The organism is Advenella sp. EE-W14, assembly GCF_012923605.1.
Taxonomy (GTDB): domain Bacteria; phylum Pseudomonadota; class Gammaproteobacteria; order Burkholderiales; family Burkholderiaceae_B; genus Advenella; species Advenella alkanexedens.
The window spans coordinates 82,908-97,008 of sequence record NZ_JAAVNG010000008.1 but is presented as its reverse complement, the minus strand read 5'-3'; the positions used below and the strand labels follow the sequence as shown (position 1 = coordinate 97,008).

Annotated in this window: 9 protein-coding genes, 1 tRNA gene and 1 pseudogene; 5 read left to right on the top strand and 6 right to left on the bottom strand. The window is 51.0% G+C overall.

Annotated features, from left to right (window positions below):
* Window positions 1-384: 384 nt before the first annotated feature.
* From HCX92_RS06030 to HCX92_RS06015, 4 genes are all read right to left on the bottom strand, one after another.
* Window positions 385-1,269, bottom strand: a complete 885-nt coding sequence (locus tag HCX92_RS06030) for a formylglycine-generating enzyme family protein (protein WP_211182293.1) — start codon at window positions 1,267-1,269, stop codon at window positions 385-387.
* 220 nt (window positions 1,270-1,489) lie between these two features.
* A complete protein-coding gene (nirK, locus tag HCX92_RS06025; protein ID WP_169294037.1) occupies window positions 1,490-2,983 on the bottom strand; it encodes a copper-containing nitrite reductase in 1,494 nt (497 codons plus the stop codon).
* 583 nt (window positions 2,984-3,566) lie between these two features.
* Window positions 3,567-4,922, bottom strand: a complete 1,356-nt coding sequence (locus HCX92_RS06020; RefSeq protein ID WP_371808396.1) for an esterase-like activity of phytase family protein — start codon at window positions 4,920-4,922, stop codon at window positions 3,567-3,569.
* 317 nt (window positions 4,923-5,239) lie between these two features.
* Window positions 5,240-5,316 (bottom strand) — tRNA-Arg (locus HCX92_RS06015).
* Between the two features lie 101 nt (window positions 5,317-5,417).
* On the opposite strand from HCX92_RS06015, the gene HCX92_RS06010 reads away from it, so the two are divergent.
* The 4 genes from HCX92_RS06010 (at window position 5,418) to HCX92_RS05995 (ending at window position 8,704) form a co-directional block, all read left to right on the top strand.
* Window positions 5,418-6,041, top strand: coding sequence for an L-threonylcarbamoyladenylate synthase (locus tag HCX92_RS06010; RefSeq protein WP_169294036.1), 624 nt, complete (start codon window positions 5,418-5,420; stop codon window positions 6,039-6,041).
* A gap of 153 nt (window positions 6,042-6,194) precedes the next feature.
* Window positions 6,195-7,097 carry a 4-hydroxy-tetrahydrodipicolinate synthase gene (gene dapA / locus HCX92_RS06005; RefSeq protein WP_169294035.1) on the top strand — a complete coding sequence of 301 codons (903 nt, stop codon included), beginning with the start codon at window positions 6,195-6,197 and terminating at the stop codon, window positions 7,095-7,097.
* Window positions 7,098-7,116: 19 nt separating this feature from the next.
* Window positions 7,117-8,253 carry an outer membrane protein assembly factor BamC gene (bamC, locus tag HCX92_RS06000; protein ID WP_169294034.1) on the top strand — a complete coding sequence of 379 codons (1,137 nt, stop codon included), beginning with the start codon at window positions 7,117-7,119 and terminating at the stop codon, window positions 8,251-8,253.
* Window positions 8,254-8,329: 76 nt separating this feature from the next.
* Window positions 8,330-8,704, top strand: a complete 375-nt coding sequence (locus tag HCX92_RS05995) for a tautomerase family protein (protein WP_169294033.1) — start codon at window positions 8,330-8,332, stop codon at window positions 8,702-8,704.
* Window positions 8,705-9,054: 350 nt separating this feature from the next.
* Here the strand turns inward: HCX92_RS05995 and HCX92_RS05990 are convergent, their stop codons facing one another.
* On the bottom strand, window positions 9,055-9,330 hold the full coding sequence (locus HCX92_RS05990; protein WP_169293966.1) for a hypothetical protein: 276 nt from the start codon (window positions 9,328-9,330) through the stop codon (window positions 9,055-9,057).
* Window positions 9,321-10,224: pseudogene (locus tag HCX92_RS05985) on the bottom strand (LysR family transcriptional regulator). The gene HCX92_RS05990 and the pseudogene HCX92_RS05985 overlap by 10 nt, the downstream one beginning before the upstream one ends.
* A gap of 190 nt (window positions 10,225-10,414) precedes the next feature.
* Between HCX92_RS05985 and HCX92_RS05980 the strand changes: the two are divergent.
* On the top strand, window positions 10,415-13,972 hold the full coding sequence (locus HCX92_RS05980; RefSeq protein WP_169294032.1) for an indolepyruvate ferredoxin oxidoreductase family protein: 3,558 nt from the start codon (window positions 10,415-10,417) through the stop codon (window positions 13,970-13,972).
* Window positions 13,973-14,101: the final 129 nt, after the last annotated feature.

Here is a 14,101-nt window from a genome sequence, read left to right as displayed (position 1 = left end):
AATTTTTGACTTTCTGGCTACCAACTTCTTCATAAAAACCCTTTTTTGTGGCTTTTATGTTGGTACCGAGCAACAAACCTGATACAACAGACCGATTATCAAGCAAGCCATTTTCCCTTCGAAACTGTTAAGCTCACCCAACTAAACACTTTAAGACATACGTCTAAAACCGCATGAATCTTTACTGTACTGCCGATTGGACAGCACTGCAATTGTTAATACACAATATCTCTTCTACAGCCCTGCCTCACTACGTAGTACGCATTTTTCATGTTGTTAAAATATAACATATATGTTGTTTTAATACAAAACCGCCCGACAATGCGAGTGGCAAATGCGATAAACAGGCCAACAAACGGCTTATTGCCTTTGCTGACCCGGCCCTTAAGGCGTTTCAGCCCCATCCATGGCACACCTGAAGCCTAATGTATCCAGTGTAAAAGGTGCTTTCAGGCTGGACCTGAAACCATAGCGCATGAAAGCAGCGTAATCGCTGGGGTCGGCCACGCCTTCGGCGCCCGCACCACAAAATGCGCCCAGATCCAGGCTTAGGGTACGTCCGTCCACCTCTACCTCTTCAACGTTGGATGTTTGCAATTTGCTGGATACGGTAGCGTTGAAGTCCTGGGTCCATTCCCAGATAAGACCATGCATGTCATAAATACCCCAATAATTGGGCTTATCCTGTTTAATGGCAGGCAAGCTGGCAGTCGCGGGCTTGGCGTACCAGTTCAGGATTTTTTGCGTAAAGGCTTTATCTTTGGTGGCATCCACCCTGGTTTCAGAGGCACGTGCGGCATATTCCCATTCGGCAATGGTGGGCAGGCGCTTGCCATGGGCCTTGCAATAGGCCTGGGCTGCAAACCAGGAAACATTGCTAACCGGGCTTTGGGCATCAATGGTCTTAGGCATCCACTGGTCATTTTCCTTTAACCAATGCTTTAAATAACCTTCTTCAGCAAACATTTTCTGGATTTTATCAGGCGCCCATTGCGGGTGCTGTTTGATGAACTCGGCAAACTCCAGGTTGGTAACCGGTGTTTTATCTATTCTGAATGCCCTGACCCATTCCAAAGGACTGGCCTGACTGGAATACAAAGGCCGATACTCTCCCTGTGGCAAACTGGCCATCTCAACTGCCTGCGCCTGCAAGGTTATGGTGCATAAAATTGTCGCAACAGCGGCCAGAACCGGCTTGCCTGCACGACACCTGGGGCCGCGCAGGACATTTGCATTTTGGAAAATCTGCTGGCAATGGGTTGTCATCATGGCTTGCTCTTTATATATAATATATAAAAACACAAAACACTGCCTTCAATGCACGGGCACCGGAGGCAGTGTGTACTGATATGGGGGATATGGCACTTTTGTTAACTACTATATTAATAATATTAAGCAAGCTTATAAATAATACCGGCTATAAACCCTTACTACTATATAGTATGTGCCATACACCCCTATTTTGGCTTTGCACACATCATATTAATGCTTAGTGCGCGCCGGGCACTGCCTGTGCAGGTGCTGCCTTGCGTTGCTCTGCCACGTCTTCGGGTGAAATTTCACCACCTTTGTTACCCCAGCTGTTCAAGACATAGGTAATGACGTTAGCCACATCATTATCGCTTAACAACATGGCGGGCATCACACTGTTCCACTTGGTGCCGTTAACGGTGATTTCACCGGACAAACCATGCACAATGGCATTAGCGGCCCGTTTGTGATCAGCATTCAGGTAATCGGATTCCGCCAGCGGAGGGAATGCGCCGGCAATACCGGTACCACCGGCCTGGTGACATGCCTGGCAGTTGGCTTCATAAACACGCTGACCAAACTTGATTTTCTCTTCCAGATTCCGGGCAACGGCCGGAGCGGGTGCCGCACCGGTATCAACCGACTGAATGGCAGAACCTTCAGGCAGGTACACCGCGTCCATTTGTTTGCCGGAATAGATTTCCTTGTTTTCAGCACCGCTTACTTTAATATTACCCAAAGCACCTTTATTAAAGGCACGGAAAATGGAGTGATCAACCATAACCAGGTCACCGGGCACGTCTACCTTGAATTCAACCATGGTGGCGCCACCGGCCGGAACCAGGGTTGTCTGGATATGTTCATTCACCAGTTTGCCACCCTCAACATAGACTTTATCGAAGATCTCACCAATCACGTGGAAGGAAGACACCAGGTTGGGACCACCGTTCCCCACAAAAAGACGAACGTTTTCACCCACTTCCGCTTTCAGGGCATTTTCACCGGCCAAGGCACCCACTGAACCGTTAAAGACCACATAATCGGCATTTTCTTCAATGGCTTTTTTCATGTCGAAAGGTTGCAGGCCGGGTTCACCGTAACCACCTTTGGTGTAGAAGTCACCTTGCATGACGTAGTATTCGCGATCCACTTTAGGCAAACCTTCTTTAGGCTCAACCAGAATCAAACCGTACATGCCGTTGGCAATATGCATACCTACGGGCGAAGTGGCACAGTGGTACACATACAGGCCGGGGTTCAGGGTTTTGAAACTGAATACAGAGGTATGCCCGGGTGCTGTCAATGATGAAGCCGCACCGCCACCAGGGCCGGTTACCGCGTGCAAGTCGATATTGTGTGGCATTTTAGAGCTGGGGTGGTTGGACAGGTGGAATTCAACCGTATCACCTTCACGTACACGCAGGAATGTTCCGGGTACGGTGCTGTCAAATGTCCAGTACATGTAATCGACACCATCGGCCATTTTCATGACTTTTTCAACGGTTTCCATTTCCACCACCACGCGAGCAGGATGCTTGCGGGTAATTGGAGGCGGCACCATTGGAGGAGCAACACGCACGGCCTGCTCAATGGGCAATTTTTTAATGGCATCTGAGGCGGGTTGCTCTAAGGCAACTTTAACAATATTGGCCTCTTTAGCCATCACGGCGCCAGACACCAAACCCATGCTCAAGGCCATAGAGACGGCGGCAACCAATTTATTCACTTTCATTAACTTCTCCTGGATAAAAAATAAAATTTCCGGGTATTGCCCTGGTGAATAATTTCCCGTTATTCATGTTCGGGCATCCGTTAATGGAAATTCTACGGGTTAAACCTGATCAACTTCTGATTTAAATCAAACAACCGCCCTGAAAGATATATTTTAGATATACCTTTTAAAAACTTCTTGATCTGTGTTGATTTTGAAAATGCTTTACTGATTAATGCTGTGTTGTTTTAGATACAAAATTTTCAAATGCAATAAAAAAACTTATGCAAAATCCGGGCTTAACCCTGTCTCTGATATTATTAAAATTTGTAAAAATTAAAAAAACGCCTAAGTCTTTGATTAAAAAGATAAATTATTGAACAACAAGAAATTCAGCTGTTTTTAAGATGTGTTAACAAGATGATATAGATTGTGGGCAAAAAAAGCCATGTTTTACCTATTAAAAACCCACAAACCACAAACTGAAACATAATGACCGAAAAAATCAAAAAACGATACATTAAAAAGGCCAGGTTTTCACCTGGCCCTTAACGGCAAACGCGGGGCTTGACTGCCTGATGCCTGCCTGTTACCAACCCGGCACTTATTTGGCTTGCAACAGCTCTTTTACATTAAGCAAAATCAATTCATTATCATCTTGCTGGTTAGGCTCGCGGCTTGAAGAGTATGGGTAGTTATTATCATTACCCACCACAATACGCTCACCATCAATCACATCCACGTCTTCAATGGTAAAGAACGGAAATTGCAATACACCATTGGTCAGGGGCTTGCGCGCCAGTTTATTGGGGTCCTGAATGTTCAGCAAATCAATATAGGCAATTTTACGTACATCCTTGCCAGCGGTTTCCGGGCTGAATTCAACTTTATAGACACGCTTGAACTTGGGTAAGTCTGCAAAGCATTTGCTGGTGTCTTCACCCTCTTTACAGGCCTTGTCGGGCGTACCCTCGCCATTGTCACGCTCAATAATAAGGGCAGTGGTGGCATCAATCATGTTGAAGTCGCCAATTGCGTGGTGGCTGGCTTCCAACGGGTAAAACCATGAACGGCCCGTCCATTTTTCTGCACCCACATCAAATTCAAGTACGCGCAATGCGGTTTTATCGCCGGACTTTTCCCAGTCTTTGGTGTTTTCATCCCAAATCGGACCTTCCATCAGCGGGTACAGGAATTTGCCATCCACCGAGGCGGCCATGCCCTCATAGCCTTTGGATCGCTTCAGGTTAACGGTTTTGTAGGTTTCGCCGGGTGCGCCGGGCGTTGCAACCAGATAGTTGTCCGGAGACTGGATTTTTTTGCCATCCACTTCAGTTTCATACACAGCCAGTACTTTACCGGTTTTATCGGCCTTGATCAGGAAGGGACCAAACTCTTCGCCAAACCAGATATTGTCACCAATGATTTGCATGCTTTCCAGATCAAAATCTGAACCGGTCAGGTAACGCTCTTTGGTATCTTCATGAACGATACGGAAAGGCACTTTCTTGTCGGGATCACTCAGGAACACCGTTTGCAAATGCTTGAACTCGCCGGTTTTCCAGTCGATCGTGTACTGGTTGGCGTACAGCATGGAGTCAAGCGAGTTGGCTTTGTTGCCAAAACCGTTGTCAGTCACAATCCAGACACTGCCATCGTCCATGACCTGAATACCCGAATGGCCCTGCAAAGGCTGGCCCTTGAATGGCACTTTATGGCCCGTCTCACGACCATTGGATTTACCCATGAGACTGCCCGGCTCCTCGACACGTGCACGGGTTGTGTATTTTCCGGCCACTTTCAGGTCCTGGGGTGCGTTATCGGGGGCCTGGATCACACTGTTGGCTGGCAAAATGGCATGACCTTCCAGTACGGCGGGCATTTCCTGCTGCGCATGGGCAGAAAAAGAAATAGCGCTTAATACCAGGCTTAATATAGATAAACGAAATGGCTTCTTCACAATAATTCCTTTGAGTTGTTTACAAGGTACGGGAAGGATAGCCAAGCTTTATGACTGGTGTATGAAATTAAAGAAATGTGAGATACGCTTGCTTCAGGCTACGTTTATGCCACACATTGGCGAAACCAGTAAGCATTCGCATGAACAGCTGGCGTGAAAATGGCCATGATTGCTGAAAAAAACCGGCATGTACAAAGCAGGCCCGATTCGGCATAATGCAGATTATGAAATTATGATTGCGTGAAACTGAAGAACGGGCATGTTGGCAATATGCCCCATGAAGTGTTGGGTGTATTGAATAACGCAGGCGTATTGAATGGCGCCTCCGGCGAGAATCGAACTCACAACCCCCCGCTTAGAAGGCGGGTGCTCTATCCAGTTGAGCTACGGAGACACACAAGCTCGCTATTCTACCTCGAGTAAATAATATTTGCATTAATTAGCTACAATAACCCATAATTTTATCACTGATAATTCCAACCAAGAGGGTCTGACATGGCAATTTTATTTGATGTTCATCCACAAAACCCGCAAACCCGCCTGCTGAAACAGGCCGCACAAATGATTAACGATGGGGGGCTTATCGCGGTGCCCACCGATTCCAGCTACGCCATCCTGGCCCGCCTTGACGACAAGGATGCCGCCGCACATTTGCGACGCATTCGCGGCCTTGACGAGCGCCATCACCTTACCCTGCTCTGCCGTGACCTGGCCGAAATCGGGCATTTTGCAAAGGTCGACAACCAGCAATACCGCCTGTTGAAAGCCGCCACGCCCGGTCCCTGGACATTTATCCTGGAAGCCACCAAAGACGTGCCACGCCGTGTATCGCACCCTTCACGCAAAACCATTGGCATTCGCGTGCCCGACCACCCCATTACCCTGGCCCTGATCGAAGCGGTCGGCTCCCCCCTGCTGTCCACCACCTTTATTCCCAAGGGTGAGACCGAACCACTGAATGATCCGGAAGAAATCATGGCCCATTACGGCCACGAACTGGCGGGCGTGATTGACAGCGGCAGCTGCCCTGGCACCCCCACTACCGTGATCGACCTGTCATCAGGCACACCAGAAGTGATCCGTCAAGGCTCCGGCAACCCCGCCAGCCTGGGCCTGTAAACACACACATACCGGTAAAAATCCCGGCAAATGCTTTGTTTATGCTTTTTTTCAACAGTTTTCCCAATCATATCGTTTATTTCTATTAAACTATTCGCGAAAAAGCGTTATGCTTAGCGGTTTGTATTTATCCCTGTTCAGGACTTTTTAATTATGACGGTCGACAGTTCTTCATATCCCATTTTTACAGGCAGTATTCCTGCATTAGTTACCCCCATGTTGCCCAACGGCAAGATTGACTATGAAGCCTACAAGAAGCTGATCGACTGGCATGTACAGGAAGGTTCCGACGGACTGGTTGTAGTGGGTACCTCGGGCGAATCACCCACGGTGGATTTTGATGAACATACCGAGCTTATCCGTGTTGCCGTTGAACACGCCGCCGGTCGTATCCCGATTATTGCCGGTGTCGGTGCCAATGCAACCGATGAAGCCATTTACCTGACCCAACAGGCCAAAAAAGTAGGTGCACAGGCCGGTCTTTCGGTTGTGCCCTACTATAACAAGCCTTCACAGGAAGGACTGTTCCTGCACTTTAGTGCCATTGCACAGGAAGGTGGGTTACCCATCATTCTGTACAACGTACCCGGTCGCACTGTTGCCGACCTGAGCAACGACACCATTCTGCGTTTGGCCAATGTACAAAACATTATCGGCATCAAAGATGCCACTGGCGACATTGCGCGTGGCGCACTGCTGCTGGCCAACAAACCCGACCACTTCCAGGTTTTCAGTGGTGATGATCCAACCGCCGCCGCCCTTATTTTGCTGGGCGCCAATGGTAATATTTCGGTCACTGCCAATGTCACCCCAAAACTCATGCACGAGCTGTGCGTTGCCGCCCGCCAGGGTGATGTACCCACAACACGGGCACTCAATGCCAAACTGGCTCAATTGAGCAAAGTACTCTTCATTGAAGCCAACCCCATTCCCGTTAAATGGGCGGTTGCCCAGCTTGGTTTGTCACAATTGGGCTATCGTCTCCCCCTGTGCGGGCTCAGTGAACAAAACAAGATTCCGGTTACCCAAGCCCTTGAAAGCCTGGGCCTTATTTAAATATCAAGGATCAAGATTTATGCGCATCAATGCACGCCATCTTACAGCATCGGGTTTAATTGCAGCCGCAACCCTGCTTGCCGGATGTAACGCCGTTTCTGAAATCATGGGAGATGGAGAACAGGTTGACTACAAAAGCACCGTTCGCGGAGACCCGTTAAGTATTCCACCCGATCTGTCCAGTGCCGATATCAAGCCACAATACACGGCACCCGGTGGAGTCGCTTCTGCCAGTGCCTATAACCAGTCCGTGGCTGCCGCCAACGCGGCCAATGCCAGGGGCGCCAACGTGCTGCCAACCATTGATGGCATGGAAGTACGCCGCAACGGAGACCTGCGCTGGCTGGAAATCAACCAGGACCCTAACATTGTCTATCCCAAACTGGTGGCTTTCTGGACCGATGAAGGCTTCACCATTAACCGTGACAACCCCAAGGCCGGTATCATTGAAACCGACTGGGCTGAAAACCGTGCCAAGATTCCCGGCAACTTCCTGCGTCGCGCCCTGGGCTCCATTGTAGACATGGTATCGGACAGTGGCGAGCGTGAGCGTTTTCATACCCGTCTTGAACGCGTAAATGGTAAAACAGAGGTATACATTAGCCATGAACGTATGGTGGAAACTCAAATGGACCGCGATGGCACCGAATTCAAATGGTTGCCCGCCAATGAAGACCCGGGTCTGAACGCCGCCATGATGTCCCGCCTGATGGTTTATCTGGGCGCAGACAAAGCCAGGGCCGAACAGCAAATCAGACAGTCCGCAGCCGCGGCACCTGCAGTCAGCCAACCCAGGATCGCCAGTTTAGTTGAAGGTTCCGCTGCCTTGTCGGTCAACGAACCGCAAGACCTGGCATGGCGTCGGGTAGGCAATGCGCTGTCGGCTTCGGGCTTCAAAATTGAAGACTCAAATGCCACAAATGGCACTTACGTTATCCGTTATCTGGACACCGACACCGGTGAAAAGCGTCAGGAAGCCAATTTCATTAGCCGTTTATGGGGTGATAAAGGCAACCTGACCCCGCTGCCTTACACCATTGAAGTCAACAGTCAGGGTGCCCAATCATTGGTGACCGTACGTGACCAAAACGGAAATCCCGACAACAGCACGACGGCACGCCGCATCCTGACGGTTATTGCCCAAAAAATGAATTAATTCGTTTTTAATCAGTTTTGCATTCCTTCCCCTTGCCTGCCAAGGGGAATTTTTTGCCCAACACCAAAGGAAAATCATGCCATTTATTCACGCACAAATTCTTGCCGGTCACAGCACGGAACAAAAACAGGCACTCTTGAAAAACGCCAACAAGGCGGTACAGGAAAGCATTGGCGCCCCCGAGGCCAGCATCCGCATTACCCTTCAGGAGTTCCAACCCCATGAGGTCATGGTTGCCGGCCAGGAAGGCAAGGCTTTTGCCACTATTCAGGTGCACCTGATTGAAGGCCGGACTGAAGCATTAAAAGCCGCCCTGATTGCCGCCTTAAGCCAGGCAGCCAGTGTAAGCCTGGGGATTTCCCAAGAAGATGTCCGGGTAATGGCCATTGATGTACCCAAAGAAAACATGGGTGTGGCCGGTGGCATTAGCGCCAAAGCGGCAGGCCGGTAATATTTGCTCCCACGCTGGAGCATGGGAGCAAGTAAAAACATGGGTGTGGCCGGTGGCATTAGCGCCAAGGCGGCAGGCCGGTGATATTTGCTCCCACGCTGGAGCATGGGAGCAAGTAGCAGTTCAGAGCGTGGGAGCAAGTAATGGCCATTGATGTACCCAAAGAAAACATGGGTGTGGCCGGTGGCATTAGCGCCAAAGCGGCAGGCCGGTGATATTTGCTCCCACGCTGGAGCATGGGAGCAAGTAGCAGTTCAGAGCGTGGGAGCAAGTAACGCCTGTACCCTGCTTACTCGTTCCCACGCTCCCGCGTGGTAACGCCTGTATCCTGCTCCCTCTCTTCCCGCTTTTTACTCGTTCCCACGCTCCCGCGTGGTAACGCCTGTCTCCTGCTCACCCTCTTCCTGCTTTTCCGCATTCAGCCGGTACAGGCTAACGCTCATGGCCAATAAAAATGAAACAAAAATGGCCACCATACCAGCGACCAGGAAATTATCCAGCACAAACCAAAGCGGCAGCCACAACAGCAATGCCACGCCCATAGGCGCACTGCCCATGGCAAACAACAGCTTTCCCAGCCTGCTTTTCAATGTTTTCAACTTACTTTTGAACTTGACTAATGACATGCGTACACCAAAAAATGTTTAAAAGCCTGTGCCGTTTCGCATAAAGGCACTGATTTGTGCCAGAACATGCCGACCTCCATCACCGGCACACCACCTTCAATGGGCACGGCATTGATTTTTTTTCCCTCAAGGGACCAGGGCCGGTACACCATCTCAGACAGAATCGTGACCCCCAGCCCCTGTGCCACAAACCCACGCACGGCCTCCATGGAACGGGTTTTCAGCACCACATTGGGCTCAAGCCGGTGCTGGCGCCAGAACCCCAGGCCAGACTCTTCGGCATTATCCACCAGAATCAGGATATAAGGGTACGGGGCAATTTCCTGTAGTGTAACCGAAGCCCGCATACCCAGTGGGTGCGACGGGGAAACCCAGAGTTTACGCGCTGAACGTAACAAAACCTGATGTTCGAACCGGCCAATATCCTTAAGATTGGAGGTCAAACCCACCGCCATATCTATATCACCATTCAACACCGCCTGCTCCATCTGGGCCAATTCCATATCAATCAGATCAAACTGTATGCCAGGGTTGGCTTTTTTAAATCGCAGCACCAATTCAGGCAAAACAATAACCCAATACGGTATAGGAAGCGGCTACCCGCAACACCCCCGAAACTCCGTTGTTTTGCTGACCGGGCCGATGCAGGGCCTCATCAAATGCATCCAGCACAAACCGTACATGGCGATAAAAATCATGTCCTGCGGCCGTTAAGGCAACGCCATGCTGCAAGCGCTCAAACAGCGTTACTTTCAGGTGAGCTTCAAGGCTTAGCACCGCACTCGTAATGGCCGATTGTGAGACGTGCTCTTCGGCCGCCGCCATGGAAAACCGCCCCGTACGGGCCGCTGCCGCAAAATACCGGAATTGCCGGATAGTAACCTGTTTGGACATTTGTTTTTCAGATACCTGTTAATGATTTTTTTAATTTTACGATACCCGGTAAAAAAGATAAACTTTAGCTGAAACCTCAGCACAATTCGCTTTTTACCTCCACAAGGGGTATTGTATGTATAAGCATACAAGGCGTTTTTGGCTGATCACTATAGAAATAATTCACAGACAAAGATTCTGGAGACAAAAAATGAATGCCCCCCTATCCAAAGCGGCTCAAGCGGCACTTGATTCCATTACCCTGGATGACAAATATACCCTTGAAAAAGGCCGGGTTTACATGAGCGGAACCCAGGCACTGGTCAGACTCCCCATGCTTCAAAAAAGCCGGGACATGAAAGCCGGACTGAATACCGGCGGTTTTATCTCGGGCTACCGGGGCTCTCCGCTGGGCAATGTGGATTTATCCCTGTGGAAAGCCCAAAAGTACCTGGATAAAAACGATATTGTGTTTCAGCCCGGTGTCAATGAGGAACTGGCAGCCACCTCTATCTGGGGCTCGCAACAGCTGAACCTTTTCCCCGATGCAAAAAAACAGGGCGTCTTTGCCATGTGGTATGGCAAGGGGCCAGGCCTTGACCGTTCCATGGACGTTTTCAAGCATGCCAACAATGCAGGCACATCGCAATATGGTGGGGTTTTGCTGATCGCCGGTGATGACCACGCTGCCAAGTCCTCCACCGTTGCCTACCAGTCCGAACACGACTTGCAGGCGGCCGGCATACCGGTCCTGTACCCGTCCAATGTGCAGGAATACCTTGATTTTGGTCTTCACGGCTGGGCCATGAGCCGCTATTCAGGCCTATGGGTCAGCCTGAAATGCGTCACCGATGTGATCGAGTCCAGCTCCTCGGTAGAAATAGATCCGGACCGCATCCAGACTGTTATTCCCAATGATTTTGAAATGCCGCCCGGGGGCCTGAATATCCGCTGGCCCGACACGCCCCTGGAACAGGAAGCACGCCTGAACAATTACAAATGGTATGCCGCCCTGGCCTATGTACGGGCCAACAAGCTGGACAAAATCGTGATTGATTCGCCCAACGCCCGCTTTGGCATCATGACGGCCGGCAAAGCCTATCTGGATGTGCGCCAGGCCCTGGTTGACCTGGGACTGGATGAACAAACCTGTGCCCAGATTGGCATTCGCCTGTACAAGGTAGGCTGTGTGTGGCCCCTTGAAGCACAGGGAGCACGAAATTTTGCCCAAGGGCTGGACGAAATCCTGGTGGTGGAAGAAAAACGCCAGATTATGGAATACGCCCTGAAAGAAGAGTTGTATAACTGGCGCGATGACGTGCGCCCCGATGTATACGGCAAATTTGACGCGCGCGATGACGGGGGTGGAGAGTGGTCGGTGCCACGTGGCAACTGGCTGCTGCCCCCCAATCATGAGCTGTCTCCGTCGATTATTGCCAAGGCGATTGCCAAGCGCCTGGCCAAACACCCCTTGCCCGAAGAGGTTCAGGCTCGCATCAAGGCCCGTATTGCCGTAATTGAGGCCAAGGAAAAAGAAAACCAGCGCCTGTCGGTCGTGGTGGAACGCAAGCCCTGGTTCTGCTCGGGCTGCCCGCACAACACCTCTACCCGGGTGCCCGAAGGTTCCCGTGCCGTGGCCGGCATTGGCTGCCATTACATGACCATCTGGATGGATCGCGACACGAACACCTTCTCGCAAATGGGAGGAGAAGGCGTGGCCTGGATCGGGCAAAAAGCCTTCACCGAAACCAAACATATTTTTGCCAACCTGGGCGACGGCACGTATTTTCATTCGGGGATTCTGGCCATTCGTGCCGCGATTGCGGCCAAGGCCAACATTACCTACAAAATCCTCTATAACGATGCGGTGGCCATGACCGGTGGCCAGCCCATAGACGGCACCTTGACCGTGCCACAAATCAATGACCAGCTGGTGGCCGAAGGCATTACGCGGGTGGTGATCGTGAGTGATGAGCCTGAAAAATACAAAGGCGTTGTCATGCAGAAAAACCCTGCCGTTTACCACCGGGACCAATTGGATGAAGTGCAAATTGAACTGCGTGACACTGAAGGCACCACGGCACTTATTTATGACCAGACCTGCGCGACCGAAAAACGCCGCCGTCGCAAACGCAACACCTACCCCGACCCGGCACGCCGTGTTTTCATTAATGAAGCGGTTTGCGAGGGCTGTGGCGATTGCAGCGTACAATCCAACTGCCTTTCCGTAGAGCCGCATGACACCCCCATGGGTACCAAGCGACGCATCAACCAGTCCAGCTGCAACAAGGACTTTTCCTGCCTGAAAGGCTTCTGCCCCAGCTTTGTAACGGCTGAGGGCGCCCAGGTACGCAAGCCGGCCGTCAACGTCAGCAATGTGGAAAAGAAAGAAGGCGGCATTCCCCTGCCTGCCGAATGCCGTCTTGAACGCCCCTGTAATATCCTGGTACCCGGCGTGGGTGGCACTGGCGTAGTCACCATTGGTGCACTGCTGGGCATGGCAGCCCATATTGAAGGCAAAGGCGTCAACGTGCTGGACGTAACCGGTCTGGCACAAAAAGGCGGTGCCGTGGTCAGCCATATCCAGATTGGCAACCACCCTTCCGACCTGCATGCCACCCGCATTGGCATGGGCGAGGCCGACCTGATCATTGCCTGTGATGCGATTGTGGCCGCATCCAGGGACATCACCTCCAAAACACGTAGTGGTGTAACTTTTGCTGCCGTCAACAGCGCCAAATCACCCACCGCCGAGATGTTCAAAGATCCGAAATGGCGCTATCCCAGCGCAGCCACCGCCCACGAATTGACAGAGATTCTGGGCCCGGATCATTGTGAATTCCTGGATGCCAACGGATACGCCGTGATGCTGCTGGGTGATGCCATTTTTGCCAACCCCTTGTTAATGGGCTATGCCTGGCAAAAAGGTAAAATCCCGCTTAAGCTGGAAAGCATCCTGCGGGCCATAGAACTGAATGGTGTTGCCGTCCAGAAAAACCTGGATGCCTTCGAATGGGGTCGCTACCTGGCCCACCACGGCACCGCTTCACTGCCACTTAACGGGCAGCAACGCCAGGAAACCGGAGTTTTGGTGAACATGCCCGAAAGCCTGGACAAGCTGATTGCCCGCCTTGAAACCCATCTGACCCATTACCAGAACAAAAAATATGCCCGCCGTTTTACCGAAGCGGTAAGCCATATCCGCAAACTGGAACAGGGTCTGGGGGTGGGTTCGCAACAACTGACCGAAGCGGTGGCACGCAACCTGGCCAAACTCATGAGCTACAAGGATGAATATGAAGTGGCCCGGCTGTATGCCGACCCCGCTTTCCTGAACCAGTTACGCCATGAGTTTGAAGGCGAGCCCGGCAAGGACTACCAGCTGAACTTTCATCTGGCCCCGCCCTCATTCAGCAAGAAAGACAAGCATGGCCACCTGATCAAGAAAAAATACGGCCCATGGATGATGAAGGCCTTTGGCTTGCTGCAACACTTCAAGGGCTTGCGTGGCACAGGACTGGACCCGTTTGGAAAAACCGAAGAACGCAAAATGGAGCGGCAGTTAATTGAAGACTACCTGGACATGCTGCGCAACTTTGGTTCAAGCCTGAACGAAAACAACCTGGATATCGCCATTGCCCTGGCCCGCCTGCCCGATGATATTCGTGGTTATGGGCATATTAAAGAAAACAATATGCGCAAGGTGGCTGCCAAAAAAGAGCGATTGCTGAAAGATTATGAAGCGGCATCGCTAAGCAAGGTGGCATAAAAACGGCTTTACCGGAAAAATCCATATTTCCGGTAAAGCACTTATAATGCACTGAGATGTCTGGCTCTTGCCAAAGTCCAGTCGCCCTCAATCCGAAAGCCTGCCAGTCATCCACACACAGGCAGGTTT

What these genes read in the sequence shown, in the direction of transcription:
- HCX92_RS06010 (WP_169294036.1), top strand. Translation starts at nt 5,418, where the DNA reads ATGGCAATTTTATTTGATGTTCATCCACAAAACCCGCAAACCCGCCTG.
- nirK (WP_169294037.1), bottom strand. Translation starts at nt 2,983, where the DNA reads ATGAAAGTGAATAAATTGGTTGCCGCCGTCTCTATGGCCTTGAGCATG.
- dapA (WP_169294035.1), top strand. Translation starts at nt 6,195, where the DNA reads ATGACGGTCGACAGTTCTTCATATCCCATTTTTACAGGCAGTATTCCT.
- bamC (WP_169294034.1), top strand. Translation starts at nt 7,117, where the DNA reads ATGCGCATCAATGCACGCCATCTTACAGCATCGGGTTTAATTGCAGCC.
- HCX92_RS06030 (WP_211182293.1), bottom strand. Translation starts at nt 1,269, where the DNA reads ATGATGACAACCCATTGCCAGCAGATTTTCCAAAATGCAAATGTCCTG.
- HCX92_RS05990 (WP_169293966.1), bottom strand. Translation starts at nt 9,330, where the DNA reads ATGTCATTAGTCAAGTTCAAAAGTAAGTTGAAAACATTGAAAAGCAGG.
- HCX92_RS05995 (WP_169294033.1), top strand. Translation starts at nt 8,330, where the DNA reads ATGCCATTTATTCACGCACAAATTCTTGCCGGTCACAGCACGGAACAA.
- HCX92_RS05980 (WP_169294032.1), top strand. Translation starts at nt 10,415, where the DNA reads ATGAATGCCCCCCTATCCAAAGCGGCTCAAGCGGCACTTGATTCCATT.